The organism is Actinospongiicola halichondriae, assembly GCF_049103745.1.
Lineage (GTDB): Bacteria > Actinomycetota > Acidimicrobiia > Acidimicrobiales > Salinilacustritrichaceae > Salinilacustrithrix > Salinilacustrithrix halichondriae.
This window is the reverse complement of sequence record NZ_CP171622.1, coordinates 1,947,542-1,964,518: the sequence shown is the minus strand read 5'-3', so window position 1 is coordinate 1,964,518 and position 16,977 is coordinate 1,947,542. Positions and strand designations below refer to the sequence as shown.

Genomic DNA, 16,977 nt, shown 5'->3' with positions numbered 1-16,977 from the left:
CGGTCTTTGTAGCCTCTGGGGTCCATCGAAACGTTCCTCGGACTCCTCGCCGTCGTGGCACTGATCGTCGCCAACGGTGCATTCGTGGCGCACGAGTTCGCGCTCGTGGCCGTCGACCGGTCGCGCATCAAGCGCCAGGCCGAGGACGGCGTGGCTCGCGCCCGTGCCGTCGAGCGTCAGATCCGGCGGCTCTCTTTCCACCTCTCTGGTGCGCAGTTGGGCATCACCGTCACCTCCCTGGTGCTCGGCTTCATCGCCGAACCGGTCGTCGCCCGCCTGTTGGAGCCCCTCGTCGGTTCCCTGGTCGGAGACGATCGAGCCGTCGCGGTGTCGGTCGTCCTCGCCCTGCTGCTCGCCACCACCCTGCAGATGGTGATGGGCGAACTGGTCCCCAAGTCTGTGGCCATCGCCGAGCCCACGCAGTCGGCGTTCGCCCTCGCACGGCCGATGCAGGCCTACGGGTTCGTGGTGGGCCCGATGGTGCGATTCCTCAACGGTGTCGCCAACTGGACGGTGCGACGCCTCGGGATCGAACCCCAGGAAGAACTCCGGTCGGTCCGGAACCTCAACGAACTCGACTTCCTGTTCCGCTCGTCGAGCGAGGAGGGGATGATCGACGAGGAGTCCCTGACCCTGCTCACCCGGGCTGTCCGCTTCTCGCACAAGACCGCCGCCGATGCCCTGGTGCCACGTACCGAGGTCATCGGTCTGCCGTCCGACGGCACCGTCGCCGACCTGACGGCGCTCGCCACCGCAACCGGCTTCTCCCGCTTCCCGGTCTACGACGGCGACCTCGACCAGATCGAGGGCGTCGGCCACGTGAAGGACGCGTTCACCGTGCCGTTCCGTGACCGTCCCGAGACGTCGATCGCCACGGTGACCGTGGATGCCCTGGTCGTGCCCGAGACCCTGGGTCTGTCGTCGCTCCTCGCGCTCCTGCGCGAACGTGCCACGCACCTGGCGGTGGTCGTCGACGAGTACGGGGGGACCGCGGGGATCATCACGCTCGAGGACGTGCTCGAGGAGGTCGTGGGCGAGATCGACGACGAACACGATCGCGCCGTCCCGCCGTTGACCCGGGTCCAGCGCCCGGGGGAGTGGGTCGTCGGCGGCGGGCAGCACCCCGACGAGGTGTTCGACACGTGCGGCTTCGAGATCCCCGAGGGCCCCTACGAGACGATCGCCGGCTTCGTGCTCGACACGTTCGGGCGCATCCCGGAGGCCGGTGACCACTTCGACCACGCCGGGTGGCGAGTCGAGGTCCTCGAGATGGATCGGCTCCGCGTCTCGACCGTGCGTCTGGTCGCGCCGGACGAGGTGGCCCAGTGAACATCGGAGCGCTCGTCGCCACCGTGGTGTTGCTCGCCGCCAACGGCTTCTTCGTCGCGGTCGAGTTCGCGCTCGTCGCGTCTCGTCGTACGCGGCTCGAGGAGATGGCGGAGAACGGTCAGGCCGGAGCCCGCCGAGCACTCGCTTCCATCGCCGACCTGTCGTCGCAACTCGCCGGAGCGCAGTTGGGCATCACCATCGCCTCGCTGCTGCTCGGATATGTCGCCGAACCGGCGATCGCCCACGGCATCGAGGCTGTGTTGCACGACACCGTCGACCTGCCCGAGGGCGTGACGGCGACGATCGGTTTCGCCCTCGGTCTCGGGATCGTGGTCTTCCTCCACATGGTCCTGGGCGAGATGGTGCCCAAGAACATCGCCATCGCCGGCCCCGAACGCACACTGCTGGCGCTCGACCTTCCCAACCGGCTCTACCTCCGGATCTTCGGCCCGGTGATCTACGTCCTCAACGCGCTGGCCAACGTGGTCGTTCGTCTCCTGGGTTTCGAGCCCGCCGACGAGCTCTCGAACAGCCACACGTCGGGCGAACTGGCCGAGATGATCTCGGCATCGCGAGCCGAGGGCCTGATCGCCGACGTCGAGGACCAGCTCCTCCGTGGCGCGCTGTCGATCGGCGAGTCGCCGGTGCGCGACCTCATGGTGGCCCGCGACCGGATCGGCTACGTCGAACGCACCGCGACCGCAGCCGACGCCGAAGAGGCCGTCGTGCGTACGGGACACTCCCGGCTCCTGGTGGTCGGCCCTGGCGGGCTCGACGACGCGCTCGGCTTCATCCACGCGAAGGACCTGTTGACCATCCCGGGGCCGATGCGGGACCAGCCCCTGCCGCTGGGTCGCATCCGTCGGATCCCGATCGTCCGGGCCGACGCCGTCATCGACGAGGTGCTCTACGCCCTCCAGGACGCTCGGGTGCACCTCGCCGTCGTGGCCGATGCCGGCGGACGGACCATCGGACTGGTGAGCCTCGAGGACGTCCTCGAGGAACTCGTGGGGGACATCCTCGACGAATCGGACCACGGATCGACGCCCGACGTCCCGTCATAGGATTGCAATGATCGCCGGGGCTTCGTAGCCTCTTGCGTCCATGCCCCGCCGTACCCTCGCTGCGCTGCTCGCGGTCCTGATCGCCGTGTCCGGCGTCAGCGCCGCCCCGTCGGCAGGCGCCGGGTCCTCGGACGTCGATCGTGCCCGACAGCGTGCCGATGCCGCAGCGCAGGCCGTGTCGGACGCCGAGGCAGAGCTCGGCGGCATCGAATCGGAGATCGTCGTCCTCGAGGGGCGCACCCAGCGGGCCGAGGCCGCGCTGGCGGCGCTGAGCGAGTCGATCGACGAGATCGTGATCGCCCGCTACACGTCGGCCGGCGAGATGCCGCTCCTCAACGCTGCCGACATCAACGACGGCGTCAAGGCCGCGGCCCTGTCCCGCTACGTCAGTGGCGGCAAGATCGATGCCATCGACGCCTTCACCGAGGCCAAGGCCGACCTCGACGCAGCGTCGGCCGAACTCGAGACCAAGCGGGCGCAGCAGGCGGACAGCATCGCCCGCCTCGAGAAGGCACTCGCGGAAGTCCAGGCCGAGCTGAAGCGGCTCGAGGCCCTCGAGGCCAAGCGTCGGGCCGAAGAAGAAGCTCGCCGTCAGGCCGAAGCTCGCGCTGCCGCCGCGGCAGCGTCGCGATCGTCTTCACCGGCGGCGCCCCGAGCAGCCACCGCAGTCGCTCCCTCGCCCGCTCCGGCGGTGGTCAGTGGGGGCGGGATGACCTGCCCCGTCGCCGGCGCCGTGAGCTTCGCCGACACCTGGGGCGCACCCCGCTCGGGCGGTCGGAGTCACAAGGGCGTCGACATGATGGCCTCGCGTGGCACGCCGGTCGTGGCTCCGGTGTCGGGCACGGTCACCCATCGCGGCAACAGCATCGGCGGGCTGTCGTTCCACCTCTCCGGTGACAACGGCCACTACTACTACGGCACGCACCTGCAGGGCTACGCCGCTGCCGGCCGCGTCAGCGCCGGCACCGTCATCGGCTACGTCGGTGACACGGGCAACGCTCGGGGCATCCCGCACCTCCACTTCGAGATCCATCCCAACCACGGAGGCGCAGTGAACCCCTACCCAGCCACCCGCGCTGCCTGCTGATCCGTGACACCTGACGAACTGTCCAGTGCGCTGGGCGAGGTCCTCGGTACCGAGGTCTCCGATCTCCGACGTCTGACCGGCGGCGCTTCTCGGGAGACGTGGGCGTTCGTCGCCGACGGCGAACGGAAGATCCTTCAGCGTGAACGCGCCGGCGGTGTGCGCGCCGGCGCCATGACGGCCGAGGCCGAACTGATCCGCGCTGCCGACGAGGCCGGTGTGCCCGTGGCGAGCGTCCTCGCCGCGGGGAAGGGCGACGACGCGCTGGAGACCGGCTACCTCATCGCCGACTTCGTGGAGGGCGAGACCATCGCCCGCAAGATCCTGCGCGACGACGAGTTCGCCGGCGCACGAGCGAGCTTCGCTGCCGACTGTGGACGAGCGCTCGCCGCGATCCACGCCATCGATCCGGGCGGCCTGTCGAACCTGCAGCGAGTGGACCAGGTGGCGCAGTACCGCGAGGTGCTCGACGTGTTCGGCGACGCCGTCCCGACGTTCGAGCTCGCCTTCCGTTGGCTCGAGGAGCACCGACCCGCCCACACCGGCGAAGCCGTGGTGCACGGCGACTTCCGTCTCGGGAACCTGATGCTCGGTCCCGAAGGGCTCCGTGCCGTCGTCGACTGGGAGTTGGCCCACCTCGGCGACCCGATGGAAGACCTCGGTTGGCTGTGCGTGCGCGCGTGGCGCTTCCGCGGCGCGAATCCCGTCGCCGGCATCGGGACCTATGAGGATCTGTTCGCCGCCTACAGCGAAGCGGCCGGTGTCGACGTCGACCCCGATGTGGTCCGTTGGTGGGAGGTCCTCGGGACCCTCAAGTGGGGCGTCATGTGCATCATGCAGGCGCGAGCCCACCTCGACGGCCACTCACGGTCGGTCGAGTTGGCGGCCATCGGCCGTCGCGTGTGCGAGAACGAACACGACCTGCTGTTGCTGCTCGCACCCGAAGCGCTCGCGAAGGCGTCGGCCCGTGCGATGCCGCCGGCGCTCGAGGAGCCCGGGATGCACGGACGCCCGACGGCCGCCGAGCTGGTCGAGGCCGTGCAGGAGTACATCGACGGCGACGTTCGCCAGAACGCCGGTGGCAGCACCGCGTTCCACGGTCGAGTGGCATCGAATGTGCTGGCCATGGTCCGCCGCGAGCTCGAGTTCGGTCCGGCCATGGCCGCCGAACAGGTGGGCCGGCTGGGGAGCATCGGTGTCGGCAGCGAGGCCGATCTGGTGTCGGCGATCCAGGACGGCCGCTTCGACGACCGCGCCGACGAACTGCACCGCGTGATCGCCGAGACCGTGGTCGACAAGCTCCGCGTCGCCAACCCGCGCCACTTCTCGACGTCGTAGACGTCGGCCCCCGACGCTGAGAGCGTCGAGTTCGGGGTTTGGGGTGGGTCGGGTCAGGCGCCGATGGCGTGGAAACCGCCGTCGACGTGGATCATCGAGCCGGTCGTCTGCGGGAACCAGTCAGACAGCATGGCGACGGTCGAACGGGCGACGCCGGACGAGTCGTTGACGTCCCAACCGAGCGGTGCCTTGTCGTCCCACACGTCCTCGAACGCCGAGAAGCCGGGGATCGACTTGGCGGCGATGGTGCGGATCGGTCCGGCGGCGACGAGGTTGACCCGGATGCCCTTGGGGCCCAGCTCACGGGCGAGGTAGCGAGACGTCGACTCGAGTGCGGCCTTGGCGACGCCCATCCAGTCGTAGGCCGGCCAGGCGACGGTGGCGTCGAAGTCGAGGCCGACGATCGATCCGCCCTCGGTCATGAGCGGTACGACGGCGTCGGAAACGGTCTTGAGCGAGTACGCCGAGATCTGCATCGCTACGGCGACGTCCTCCCACGGGGCCTCGGTGAAGCCGCCGCCGAGACAGGACTCGGGGGCGAAACCGATGGCGTGGAGGGCGCCGTCGACGCGACCCCACTTCTCGCCGAGGGCATCGCGGATGGCTCCGGCGTGGGTGTCGTCGGTGACGTCGAACTCGAGGACATCGGGCTCGGTCGGCAACTTGCGGGCCGTGCGCTGCGTGAGGCGGAGTGCCCGGCCGGCACCGGTCAGGACGATCTCGGCCCCTTCTTCCTGCGCGAGCTTCGCGACCCCGAAGGCGAGCGAGGCGTCGGTGAGGACGCCGGTGATGAGCAGTCGTTTGCCGTCGAGGATTCCCATGTGTCTCCAGACCCGAGGTGGACGCGGGACGTTACTGGCAGGTGGGGATCCCGGGATCACGGTCGCAGTCGACGAGTGTCCTGCCGGTGCCCGGTCCCACGTCACGACCGTCGATCGGCTCCGGGAGGACGACGTCGACGGTGAGCGACTCGGTCGACGCGCCACAGTCGGTGTCGTCCGGGCAGTCGTACTCGTCGAGAACCATCTCGACGAAGACGTCGTCCTCGCCGAGTGCGTAGCCGACCTTGATGACGTCTGCGTAGGGCTTGCGGAACGGGCCATCCACGGTGAGACGGATGGTGTCGTCGCCGATGACCGACACGCCGTCCGGTCGGACGAGGCGGCCGGGGTCGTCCTCACGCAGGAACACGAACGCCAGCACGGCGACGATCAGGAACCCGACGAGGGCGACGACGAACGGCATCGCATTGTGCGGCTGGGTGTTCCGGATGCTGCCGGGGTCGAGTTCCTCTTCCACGCTCCGACGATACGACCCGGTTTGGCCTCGACGAGAACCCCCACCGGTAGGCTGCCGCCCGTGAAGATCGGCATCCTCGGAGGAACAGGTCCCGCAGGTTCGGCGCTCGGCGCCCGACTGGCAGACGCGGGCTACGACGTGATCATCGGTTCACGCTCGAAGTACAAGGCCATGGAGAAGGTGGACGAGCTGCTCGAGCAGTGGGCTGGCCGCAATCTCTCGATCACCGCCGGCGACAACGCCATGGCCGCCGATGCCGATGTCGTGGTCATCGCGACGCCGTGGGACGGCGCCACCCAGACGGCTGCGTCGGTCGAGGACCACCTCCACGGCAAGATCGTGATCTCCATGGCCAATGCGCTCACCCGCATCGGCAAGGAGTTCCAGCCCCTCGTTCCGCCGCGTGGATCCGTGGCGGCGAGCGTCCAGGCCGTCGTGCCGGACTGCAAGGTCGCGGCAGCGTTCCACCATGTGCCGGCCAAGGAGCTCGGCGACCTCGATCACCCGATCGAGTCCGACGTCCTGATCTGTTCGGACCACGAGGCCGCCACGGCCATGGCCGCCGAACTCGTGCACGCCATCCCCAACATGCGTCCGCTCGACGCCGGCGAGCTGAGCCAGTCGACGCCGATCGAGTCGTTCACCTCGGTGCTCCTGCAGCTCAACGTGCGCTACAAGACGCGTGTCGCGGTGAAGATGACCGGCATCCCGGACGAGAGCAACACCATCACCGACCTGCCCAAGAAGCCGACCCGAGCGTCGGTCGCCGCGGCCAACGGTGCCGACGATGGCGCAGTGACCGACTCGGCGGAGTGAGTCCGCTCCGGCTCTACGACACGGCGAAGCGGGAGATCGTCCCGTTCGAGCCGGGTGAGATCGTCACCATGTACACGTGCGGCATCACGCCGTACGACGCCACCCATCTCGGTCACGCCGCCGCCTACGTCGGCTACGACGTCCTCCAGCGGCGTCTGAGAGACCGCGGCCACCAGACCCGGTGTGTCCGCAACGTCACCGACGTCGACGACTCGATCCTGGCCAAGGCCCGTGAGATCGGCGTCCACTATCTCGACCTCGCCGCCGCCGAGACCGCGAAGTTCGACGACGACATGATCGCGCTCGGGATGATCCCGTCGTGGAGTGAGCCCCGTGCCACCTCGGCCATCGCCGACATCCGTGGCTTCATCGGCATGGTCCTCGACCGAGGGCACGCCTACGAGGCCGGCGGAGCCGTCTACTTCGACATCTCGACCTACGAGAAGTTCGGGCAGGTGTCGGGCTACGACGAGGCCACGATGCTCGAGTACGCCGCCGAGCGCGGCGGCAACGTCGACGATCCCCACAAGCGCAACAAGCTCGACTTCGTGCTGTGGCAGCCGTCGTTGGACGACGAACCCTCGTGGGACTCGCTGTGGGGACCCGGTCGCCCCGGTTGGCACATCGAGTGCTCGGCCCTGGCGCTGCGCGAGTTGGGCACGACGATCGACCTCCACGGTGGGGGATCGGACCTCATCTTCCCGCACCACGAGTGCGAAGCCGCCCAGTCCGAGGCCGCGACGGGCGAGCCCTTCGTGCGCCACTGGATGCACCAGGCGATGGTTCGCATGGACGGCGAGAAGATGTCCAAGTCACTCGGCAACCTCGTCTTCGTCTCCGAGCTCCGCAAGAAGTGGGAGTCGATGGCCATCCGCCTCGCCGTCGTCAAGCATCACTACCGCGACGGCTGGGAGTGGGACGACGGCCTGATGCCCGAGGCGACCGACCGGCTCGCTTCGTGGCGCGCCGGTGTCGCCGCCGGGGGCGATGGTGCCGAGGTGCTCGCTCAGGTGCGCTCGGACCTCGACAACGACCTGGACACCATTGGCGCGATCGCCGCGATCGACGAAGCCGCAGCCGCGGGCGTCGACGTCACCGATGCAGCGATGCTGCTCGGCGTGGCGCTCACACCGTCGAGCTGACGCTCCGTCGAGCGAGCACCAGGGCGCCCAGCCCGCTGATCGCTGCGACGACCACGAAACCGAGCGGGATCCGACCACCGGTCGCGGGCAGCGAGGCGCTCCCCGTCGTCGGGGTCGGTGCAGCGACCTCGCTCGTGGGTGCCGCCGTCGTCGTCGGGTCGGTCTCGATCGGGACCGCGGCACCGGAGTAGGTGCCGTTGGTGAGGCGGACGACGTGGAAGCCGGTGAATCCGTCGGAGTACCAGATCTCGTCGCGCTCGGGAGCGAACGCCGGCGCCGACATCGCGTAGTTCCCGCCGACGAACGGGACGTTGTCGGACGGGGCGTTGTAGTAGGCGATCTCGACCGGGTTGGCCGGGTCCACGATGCTGAACACGCGGAGGCCCGACATGATCATCGAGCAGGCGACGATCTTCGGATCGACGGGTGTCGGGACGCTGCAGTAGTGCCCGGCGTACCCCTGGATCGGGTTCTGGGTACCGACGTCGCCGGCGACGGCATCGAAGTTCTCCTTCTGGTGCACGGCCAGACGCAGGTTCGAGAGGACGAACGGGTTCTCCTCGTCGGCGATGTCGATGATGCGCCCGGCGCCGACCTTCGACCCCGAGCCGAACTCGTCGATCTCGACCAGATAGGGGTGGTCGTCGATGGTGATCGGGATGGCGTTCTGCGGGATGCTGCGCGTTCCCCAGTCGAGGCTCGAGATCGGCTCGATCGTGGGATTCGCCTCCCGAGCCTGCACGGCCGACGTGTCGAGGATGTCGAGACCGTCGAGGCTGGCGATGTAGGCGCGGTCGCCGGTGGCGCTCACCGACAAGCCGTGGCTGTTGATCTGGAACGGCGGCAGCATCACCGGGAGCGCGGGGTCCGAGATGTCGACCGGAACCAGCGTCGAGGTCGCGGGCGACGCCGAGTAGTAGGTCATGCCGTCGGGCGACAGCCCGCTCTCGTGGCCGAAGAGCCCCGACGGGGTGCTGGACCGGAAGACGGGTGCCCGACAGTCTTCGCTGATGTCGTAGATGTCGAGTTGGCCGAGGTTGAACCCGGGATTGCCCAGGGTCGCCATGATCAGGCCGCGCTCCTGGCTCACCACGAGCGACTCGTGCGGCGACAGCATCGCCGGGGTGATCAGGCTGGTGGTGATGACCGGCTGGGTCGGATCGGCCATGTCGACCACGTGGACACCGAGCTTGCGGTTCACGAGGTCGTCGAGAACGCCGACGAGATCCAAGGGGTCGTCGACCTGCAGGAGGTCGAGGGCCTCGGTGCCGAGGAGCAGCGTCGAGTCGTAGTACGCGCACTCGTGACCGTCGTCGTCGATGTAGCGGTGGACCTTGAACCCGCCCTCGGTGCCCACTGGCAACTCGTCGGAGATCGTGCCGACGCGCTCGGCGTTGCACGAGTAGCCCTCGGCGGCGCGGCCTGACTCGTGGTCAGCGGCCGGTACTCGGCCCTGGAGGTCGGTCTCGGGGTTCGACCCTGGACCGCACCCGCCCTGTGGGGTGGCGGCGAGTGGGGGTTCGGCCAGCGGGGCAGCGGTTGCCGCGCTCACGCCCAGGAGGACGGAGCACAGCGAGATGAGACCCAGCATGGCGCCGATCTGACGATCGTGGCGGCGCATGGTGCGTGAATCTAAGCGTTCTCCCGGCGTTGACGAAGCCGCCACGCGTGGTTCGCGCGCCGCTGGTAGCGTCCCCGCGTAGTGACGGATGACCGGGAATACGGCAAGGCCTATCCGGTGGCGAAGGCCATCGTGAAGCCGGTGACCAAGGTCCTCTGGCGCATCCACACGACCGGGATGCACAACGTGCCCGAGGACGGGGCAGCGATCTTCTGCCCGAACCACATCTCGTTCTTCGACTCGATCGTGCTCCCAGCGGTGCTCCCGCGGCGGATCAGCTACGTCGGCAAGGCCGAGTACCTCGACTCCTGGAAGACGAAGTACATCTTCCCTGCGGTCGGGATGATCCCGATCGACCGTGGCGGTGGGTCGGCCTCGCAGCGAGCACTCGACACCGCTGCACGCGTGCTCGGACGGGGCGAGTTCTTCGGGATCTACCCCGAGGGCACACGCTCCCGCGACGGCGTGCTGCACCGCGGGCGCACGGGCGCTGCCCGGCTGGCCCTGCGCACCGGCGCACCGATCATCCCGGTCGGCATCTGCGGCACGGACCTGATCCAGCCCGCCGGCGCATCGGTCCCGCGTCCCTTCACGTCGTGTCAGGTCAACATCGGTGCGCCCATCGACGTCACCCGGTATCTCGACCGCCAGGACGACCACATGCTCCTGCGGCAACTGACCGACGAGGTCATGTATGAGATCCGCAAGCTGTCGGGCCAGGAGTACGTCGACACGTACGCCGGCTCCAAGCCGGAACAGCCCCCGGCCGAGGTCGCGGCGGAACCCGCACCCGCACCCTCGCCCGAGCCCGCTCGCGTGCCGGTGCTGCCCGACGGGAGCGTCGCCGACGACCGCGACGACGACAACGAGATCCTCGACGTTCGTGCGTCGTCGGCCGACGTGCTGGCCCAGTGGTGGTCGTGACCGCCTGATACGCGATCCGGGCCTCGTCGTGCGCGAGGCTCGCCCGATGGATCAGGACGTGTTCAACCTCGGCATCTTGGTGTTCCGCTGCGCCATCGGCGCAGTCATGCTCGCCCACGGCTACAACCACATCTGGGGCGGCGGGAAGATCGAGGGCACGGCCGGCTGGTTCGAGTCCTTGGGGATGAAGCCGGGTGTGGTGCATGCCTGGTTGGCCAGCGTGGCCGAACTCGTCGGCGGCCTGGCACTGGTGCTCGGACTCCTCACGCCCTTCGGCGGCGCCGCCGTGATCGGCACGATGACTGTCGCGTTGATCACCAACCACCGTGGCAACGGCTTCTTCATCTTCCGTCCGGGCGAGGGGTGGGAGTACGTGATGACCCTGATCGCCGCCGGCTTCCTACTGTCGACCGTTGGTGCCGGACAGTGGTCGCTCGACAACGCGTTCGACATCTTCCAGCCGTTCCCCGAGGCGGCTGGTCTGTGGATCGCGCTCGTCGGTGGTTTCGGAGGCGCGGCAGGGCTGCTCGCGGCGTTCTGGCGCCCGGCGCCGGCATCCGAGTCGTCGGGCGGGTCCGACGCAGACGGCTGAACCGCCTTCTGCGTTTCGGCGACACGTCGCTACCCTCCGCAACCATGTCTGATCAGATCACCGTCTCGCTTCCCGATGGTTCCAGCCGTGAGCTGACCACCGGCGCGACCGCAGGTGACCTGGCGGCCGACATCGGGACCGGGCTCGCGAAGGCGGCGGTGATCGCCGAGGTCAACGGCGTCGAGCGCGACCTGTCGCACCCGCTCGAGGACGGCGACGTCGTCAGCATCGTCACGACCCAGTCCGACCAGGGTCTCTACGTGATCCGCCACTCGACGGCTCACGTCCTGGCCCAGGCCGTGTTGGAGCTGTTCCCGGGCGCCACGTTCGGCATCGGCCCACCCGTCGAGAACGGCTTCTACTACGACTTCGAGTTGCCCGACGGCGGCACCTTCTCCGAGGACGACCTCGCGACGATCGAGGGTCGCATGAAGCAGATCCTCAACGAGGCCCAGCCGTTCGCGAAGACCGAGATCAGCGCCGACGAGGCCCGATCGATCTTCGCCGACCACAAGTACAAGCTCGAGATCATCGACGACGCGTCGACCGATCCGATGTCGGCCACCTCGGCCAAGGGCGAGGTCCGCTGCTACGAGAACATCCCGCCCGAGCCCCGCCCCAACCAGACCTTCCACGGCCACGACGGCTTCATCGACCTGTGTCGGGGCCCGCACGTCCCGACCACGAGCGACCATCTCGGGCACTTCAAGCTCCTGCGCGTCGCCGGCGCGTACTGGAAGGGCAACGAGAAGAACCCCCAGCTCCAGCGCATCTACGGCACGGCCTGGGCGACCAAGAAGGAACTGAAGCAGCACCTCGCCCGCCTCGAGGAGGCCGCCAAGCGCGACCACCGCAAGCTCGGGGCCGAACTCGACCTGTTCAGCTTCCCCGACGAGATCGGGTCCGGCCTGGCGGTCTTCCATCCCAAGGGCGGCATCATCCGTCGCGAGATGGAGGACTACTCCCGTCGACGTCACGAAGAGGCCGACTACGAGTTCGTCTACTCGCCGCACATCTCGAAGCAGAACCTGTTCGAGAAGTCGGGTCACCTCGGGTTCTACAAGGACGCGATGTTCCCGCCGATGCACTTCGACGACGAGGGTGGCGCCGACGGCACGGACTACTACCTGAAGCCGATGAACTGCCCGTTCCACTGCCTGATCTTCCAGTCACGGCAGCGGAGCTACCGCGAGCTCCCGATCCGGATGTTCGAGTTCGGCTCGGTCTATCGCTACGAGAAGTCGGGCGTGGTCCACGGACTGACCCGCGTCCGCGGCATGACCCAGGACGACGCGCACATCTTCTGCACGCGTGAGCAGATGGCCGACGAGTTGGCGTCGTTGCTCGACTTCGTCCTCGGCCTGTTGCGTGACTACGGCCTGGACGACTTCTACCTGGAGCTGTCGACCAAGCCGGAGGAGAAGGCAATCGGCTCCGACGAGGACTGGGCCGAGGCGACCGAGACGCTTCGTCGTGTCGGCGAGGCCAAGGGCCTCGAACTGGTGCTCGACGAGGGCGGCGGCGCGTTCTACGGCCCCAAGATCTCGGTGCAGGCACGAGACGCGATCGGTCGGACGTGGCAGATGTCGACGATCCAGCTCGACTTCCAGGGGCCGCAGCGCTTCGACCTCGAGTTCGTCGGCAGCGACAACGAGCGCCACCAGCCGATCATGATCCACCGGGCGTTGTTCGGTTCGATCGAGCGGTTCTTCGGTGTGCTGGTCGAGCACTACGCCGGAGCGTTCCCGACGTGGTTGTCGCCGGTCCAGGCCGTCGTGTGCCCCGTCGCCGACGAGCACGACGACTATGCGTTCGAGGTCGCTGCTCGACTCCGCGAAGCCGGCGTCCGCGTCGAGGTCTCGGTCGCCAACGAGGGGCTCGGTGCCCGTATCCGCAAGTACAAGCTCGAGAAGGTGCCGCACATCCTGGTGGTCGGCGGCGACGACGTCGCCAACGGCACGGTGGCCGACAACATCCGCGGTGGCGACAAGCCCGAGCGCGACGTGCCGGTGGCCGACCTGGTCGAGCGGATCCGCACCGAGATCCGCGACCACACGTGAGCCCGGCAGACCGCACGGGGCTCGACCGACTGTGGGCGGGTTGGCGGACGGCCTACATCGACGAGGTCACGAAGGACGGGAACAGCGGGCTCGCGGCCGATGACGGCTCGGTCTTCGTCCGGATCCTCCGCGCGATCGATGCCGGCGAGCTGACCGACGAATCGGCCTACGTGCTGCATCGGGGCACGCATGCCTTCGCGATCCTCAACGCGTACCCGTACGGGTCCGGTCACCTCCTGGTGATGCCGTACCGCGAGGTCGGCGACCTCGAGTCGCTGACCCCGGACGAGTCGACCGACCTGTGGCGGATCGTCAACGAGGCGGTCGTCGCCGTCAAGAAGGCGTATCGGCCGGAGGGCGTGAACGTGGGGTTCAACCTCGGACGGGCGGCCGGTGCGGGGGTCCCGACCCACGTGCACGGCCACGTGCTGCCACGATGGGACGCTGACTCCAACTTCATGACCGCCGTCGCCGAGGCCCGGGTGCTCCCCGAGCCGCTGCCGACCACGTGGCGCAAGCTGACCGACGTCTGGCCCTCGCAGGGCGGGTGACCCGTCGGCTCAAGTCCCACGGCCGACCACCCGATACCTCTCCTGATGCTCTTCCGCCGATTCCGGATACTCGTCGTTCTCGCCGTCCTCGCGTCACCCGTGTTGGTGCCCGCGGCCGCGTCTGCCACGGAGGGAGCCGGTGACGACGTCCCGACCGACTCCGGTGCGACACGGGTGACGGCTGCCGCAACGGCCTCGCCGCCTCCCATCACCTTCCCGGTCGAGGGCTCGGTCACGTACACCGACTCGTTCGGTGCCTGCCGTGGGACGGGCTGCTCGCGCTCGCACGAGGGCAACGACCTCATGGGACAGAAGTTGCAACGCCTCCTGGCCGCCAACGACGCCACCGTCACCTGGGTGCGAGACGACGCCACTCCCGACGGGTCTCGGTCGAACATCCTCATCCTCGAGGACGCCGCAGGCTGGGAGTACTGGTACATCCACATCAACAATGACTCGCCCGGTACCGACGACGGCGCGAACCCGCCCGAGTGGCGCTTCGCCCCCGGCATCAAGCTCGGGTCGAAGGTCAAGGCCGGCCAGCACATCGCCTACATGGGCGACAGCGGCAACGCCGAGAACGCTGGTACGCACCTGCACTTCGAGATCCACGAGCCCGGCGGCACGCCGGTCGATCCGTACGCGAGCCTCCAGAGCGCCCGCCGCTTCGTGCTCGACACCTCGTCCGAGCCGCCGATCGTCGCCGACATCGACGACGACCCGGCCGCCGAGGTCCTGCTCTACAACCCGGGATCCGCTCCGGATCACCGCTTCGACGGGACCGACGAGGCCGGCGTCTTCGACCGCGGCGGCATCCAGGTCAACGGCACCTACGACCCCATCGTCGGCGACTTCGACGGCAACGGCTACGACGACATCATCTGGTACGCCCCGGGCGCTGCGTCGGACTACATCTGGTGGTACGGCCCCGACGGCTACCGCAGCACGCCGACGACGATCCAGGGCACGTATCTCCCGCTGGTCGGCGACTTCGACCGCAACGGGTTCGACGACATCCTCTGGTATGCGCCCGGTGCGGCAGCCGACTACCTCTGGTGGCACGACGCCTCGGGCCATCGCAGCGAGCCGCGTCGGATCCTGGGGACCTACGACCCGCTGATCGGCGACTTCGACGGCAACGGGTACGAGGACATCCTCTGGTACGCCGCGGGCAGCGCCCAGGACTACCTGTGGAGCTACCACGAGACCGGCTACGTCGACAGCCGCCGCACGATCAACGGCTCGTACGAGCCCATGGTCGGTGACTTCGACGGCGACCTGCTCGCCGACATCTACTGGTACCGCGCCGGTACCGGTGCCGACTTCCTGTGGCTGCACCGTGCCGGCGGTTCGTACCGCGACGTGCGCGCCGATCACGACGAGATCCAGCGCCCCGGCGTCGGCGACCTCGACGGTGACGGACGCGACGACCTGATCTGGTTCGACCTCGGCGTCAGTGACCCCGACGAGGTCTGGGAGTTCGACGGTGACGTGTTCATCCGCCACGCCGCCGTCGTCAACGACTGAGGGACTCGGTCACCCGTCGTCGGTGTCGAGGACCTCGCCGTCCTCGGTGAAGGTCAGGAACCGGTCGAGGTTCTTCATGAACCACCGGTCGTGCGTCACGGCGACGACGGTTCCCTCAAAGGTCGCCAGCACCGCTTCGAGCGCTTCGGCGGAAGTCACGTCGAGGTTGTCGGTCGGCTCGTCGAGCAGCAACAGCGTGCATCCGCTCAGCTCCAACAACAGGATCTGGAACCGGGCCTGCTGACCGCCCGAGAGAGTCTCGAAGGTCTGCTCGGCCGCGCCGTGCAACTCGTACCGCTTGAGGCGCGACATCGCGGCACCGCGGCTCAGATCGTGCCCCTCGAGGACCGACCGAAGGGTCCGGCCCATCAGTTCGGGGTGATCGTGGGTCTGGGAGAAGTGGCCGGGTCGGACGCGAGCACCGAGGTCACATCGTCCCTGGTGCGCCACCGTCGTGTCGCCGGCGAGGAGGCGGAGCAGATGCGACTTGCCGGTGCCGTTGTCGCCGAGGATCCCGACCCGTTCGCCGAACCAGATCTCGCTCGAGAACGGGAACGTCAGGTCGGTGAGCTCGAGGTCCTCCATGACGATCGCTCGCTTGCCCGTCCGCCCTCCCTCGATCCGCATCGTGATCTTGGCCTCGGTCGGACCCTCGGGCGGCGGACCCTTCTCCTCGAAGTGTCGGAGCCGCGTCTCGGCCGCACGGGCGCGGGCGGCGTTGGCATCGGAGACCTTGGCCCGCTCCTTCATGATGCGCTTGTACTCGACCAGTCGGTTGCGCTCGTCGATCCACCGCTGGTGGTCCTCCTCGAGCTTCTCGAGTCTGGCGACACGAGCTTCGGCGTAGTCGCGGAACGAGCCTCCGTGGGTTCAGGCACCGTCGCCCTCGATCGTCACGATCCGGTGGGCGCTCTGGGCGAGGAGTTCGCGGTCGTGGCTGATGAACAAGATGGTCTTCGGCGACTCGTCGAGGCGCTGCTCGAGCCATCGCTTGCCGGGGATGTCGAGGAAGTTGTCGGGCTCGTCGAGCAGGAGCACGTCGTCGTCGTTGCGCAGCAGGTACTCGAGGGCCAGGCGCTTCTGCTGGCCGCCCGAGAAGGTGGCGAGCGGTCGGCTCGACGCCTCGTCCACGTCCAGCCCGACGGCCTGGGTGGCGCAGACGTTCCAGAGGACCTCGATCTCGTAGCCACCGACCGCACCCCACTGGCCGTGGGCGTCGGCGAGGCGCAGGCCCGCCTTGTCGATGAACGAGGGCTTGCCCCCCTCGGCGGCCCGGTCTGCGGCGCGGGCTGCATCGTCGAGGTCACGAGCGGCGGCCGCGATCGCCGGCGGTGCCAGCGACACGAAGAGGTCGCGCACGGTCCGCGACTCGCCGCGCATACCGACGAGCTGGTCCATGACGCCCAGACGGCCGTCGACGTTGATGGTCCCCGACGTGGGGGAGTCCCGCCCCGCGATCAGTCCGAAGATCGTCGTCTTGCCCACGCCGTTGGCGCCGACGAGACCCACGTGCTGCCCGTCGCCCACCTTGAACGAGACGTCGCGGAAGAGCTGCCGGCCTCCCGGCAGGTGGTGTTCGAGCCGGGTGACGTCGATAGAGCCCACGACCGGCGCACGCTACGGCACCCGC

At 68.6% G+C, this 16,977-nt stretch carries 14 protein-coding genes and 1 pseudogene; 11 read left to right on the top strand and 4 right to left on the bottom strand.

The window, feature by feature from the left end; all coding sequences use genetic code 11:
- The first annotated feature begins 54 nt into the window (after window positions 1-54).
- The 4 genes from AB8619_RS09670 to AB8619_RS09655 are packed head-to-tail and all read left to right on the top strand — an operon-like array spanning window position 55 to window position 4,815.
- Window positions 55-1,329 carry a hemolysin family protein gene (locus tag AB8619_RS09670; protein ID WP_436796253.1) on the top strand — a complete coding sequence of 425 codons (1,275 nt, stop codon included), beginning with the start codon at window positions 55-57 and terminating at the stop codon, window positions 1,327-1,329.
- The gene (locus tag AB8619_RS09665; RefSeq protein ID WP_436796252.1) at window positions 1,326-2,393 is read left to right on the top strand and encodes a hemolysin family protein; all 1,068 of its coding nucleotides are present in this window, start codon (window positions 1,326-1,328) and stop codon (window positions 2,391-2,393) included. Before AB8619_RS09670 ends, AB8619_RS09665 begins: the two co-directional genes overlap by 4 nt.
- 40 nt (window positions 2,394-2,433) lie before the next feature.
- On the top strand, window positions 2,434-3,480 hold the full coding sequence (locus AB8619_RS09660; protein WP_436796251.1) for a murein hydrolase activator EnvC family protein: 1,047 nt from the start codon (window positions 2,434-2,436) through the stop codon (window positions 3,478-3,480).
- Window positions 3,481-3,483: 3 nt separating this feature from the next.
- On the top strand, window positions 3,484-4,815 hold the full coding sequence (locus tag AB8619_RS09655) for a phosphotransferase family protein (RefSeq protein WP_436796250.1): 1,332 nt from the start codon (window positions 3,484-3,486) through the stop codon (window positions 4,813-4,815).
- A 53-nt stretch (window positions 4,816-4,868) separates the two neighbouring features.
- On the opposite strand, the gene fabI is transcribed toward AB8619_RS09655, so the two are convergent.
- Both fabI and AB8619_RS09645 read right to left on the bottom strand, forming a co-directional pair.
- Window positions 4,869-5,636, bottom strand: coding sequence for an enoyl-ACP reductase FabI (gene fabI, locus AB8619_RS09650; RefSeq protein ID WP_436796249.1), 768 nt, complete (start codon window positions 5,634-5,636; stop codon window positions 4,869-4,871).
- A 31-nt stretch (window positions 5,637-5,667) separates the two neighbouring features.
- Entirely contained in the window at window positions 5,668-6,114 is a 447-nt protein-coding gene (locus AB8619_RS09645; protein WP_436796248.1) for a hypothetical protein, read from the bottom strand.
- Window positions 6,115-6,174: 60 nt separating this feature from the next.
- On the opposite strand from AB8619_RS09645, the gene npdG reads away from it, so the two are divergent.
- Entirely contained in the window at window positions 6,175-6,930 is a 756-nt protein-coding gene (gene npdG, locus AB8619_RS09640) for an NADPH-dependent F420 reductase (RefSeq protein WP_436796247.1), read from the top strand.
- On the top strand, window positions 6,927-8,072 hold the full coding sequence (locus tag AB8619_RS09635; RefSeq protein WP_436796246.1) for a cysteine--tRNA ligase: 1,146 nt from the start codon (window positions 6,927-6,929) through the stop codon (window positions 8,070-8,072). The genes npdG and AB8619_RS09635 overlap by 4 nt, the downstream gene beginning before the upstream one ends.
- Here AB8619_RS09635 and AB8619_RS09630 read toward each other — a convergent pair.
- The gene (locus tag AB8619_RS09630; protein WP_436796245.1) at window positions 8,056-9,693 is read right to left on the bottom strand and encodes an LVIVD repeat-containing protein; all 1,638 of its coding nucleotides are present in this window, start codon (window positions 9,691-9,693) and stop codon (window positions 8,056-8,058) included. The genes AB8619_RS09635 and AB8619_RS09630 overlap by 17 nt on opposite strands.
- 81 nt (window positions 9,694-9,774) lie before the next feature.
- On the opposite strand from AB8619_RS09630, the gene AB8619_RS09625 reads away from it, so the two are divergent.
- The 5 genes from AB8619_RS09625 to AB8619_RS09605 are packed head-to-tail and all read left to right on the top strand — an operon-like array spanning window position 9,775 to window position 15,347.
- Complete coding sequence (locus tag AB8619_RS09625; RefSeq protein ID WP_436796244.1) at window positions 9,775-10,617, top strand: lysophospholipid acyltransferase family protein; 843 nt, start codon at window positions 9,775-9,777, stop codon at window positions 10,615-10,617.
- Window positions 10,618-10,663: 46 nt separating this feature from the next.
- Window positions 10,664-11,209 carry a DoxX family protein gene (locus tag AB8619_RS09620; RefSeq protein WP_436796243.1) on the top strand — a complete coding sequence of 182 codons (546 nt, stop codon included), beginning with the start codon at window positions 10,664-10,666 and terminating at the stop codon, window positions 11,207-11,209.
- A 44-nt stretch (window positions 11,210-11,253) separates the two neighbouring features.
- Complete coding sequence (thrS, locus tag AB8619_RS09615; RefSeq protein ID WP_436796242.1) at window positions 11,254-13,269, top strand: threonine--tRNA ligase; 2,016 nt, start codon at window positions 11,254-11,256, stop codon at window positions 13,267-13,269.
- A complete protein-coding gene (locus tag AB8619_RS09610) occupies window positions 13,266-13,820 on the top strand; it encodes an HIT family protein (RefSeq protein ID WP_436796241.1) in 555 nt (184 codons plus the stop codon). The genes thrS and AB8619_RS09610 overlap by 4 nt, the downstream gene beginning before the upstream one ends.
- Before the next feature lie 45 nt (window positions 13,821-13,865).
- Window positions 13,866-15,347 (top strand): peptidoglycan DD-metalloendopeptidase family protein, encoded by a 1,482-nt coding sequence (locus AB8619_RS09605; protein WP_436796240.1) that lies wholly within the window; start codon window positions 13,866-13,868, stop codon window positions 15,345-15,347.
- A gap of 9 nt (window positions 15,348-15,356) precedes the next feature.
- On the opposite strand, the pseudogene AB8619_RS09600 reads toward AB8619_RS09605, so the two are convergent.
- Window positions 15,357-16,952 (bottom strand): annotated as a pseudogene (locus AB8619_RS09600) (ABC-F family ATP-binding cassette domain-containing protein).
- Window positions 16,953-16,977: the final 25 nt, after the last annotated feature.

Coding starts and splice junctions, on each gene's coding strand:
- AB8619_RS09605 (WP_436796240.1), top strand. CDS start 13,866: ATGCTCTTCCGCCGATTCCGGATACTCGTCGTTCTCGCCGTCCTCGCG.
- AB8619_RS09630 (WP_436796245.1), bottom strand. CDS start 9,693: ATGCGCCGCCACGATCGTCAGATCGGCGCCATGCTGGGTCTCATCTCG.
- fabI (WP_436796249.1), bottom strand. CDS start 5,636: ATGGGAATCCTCGACGGCAAACGACTGCTCATCACCGGCGTCCTCACC.
- AB8619_RS09660 (WP_436796251.1), top strand. CDS start 2,434: ATGCCCCGCCGTACCCTCGCTGCGCTGCTCGCGGTCCTGATCGCCGTG.
- AB8619_RS09620 (WP_436796243.1), top strand. CDS start 10,664: ATGGATCAGGACGTGTTCAACCTCGGCATCTTGGTGTTCCGCTGCGCC.
- thrS (WP_436796242.1), top strand. CDS start 11,254: ATGTCTGATCAGATCACCGTCTCGCTTCCCGATGGTTCCAGCCGTGAG.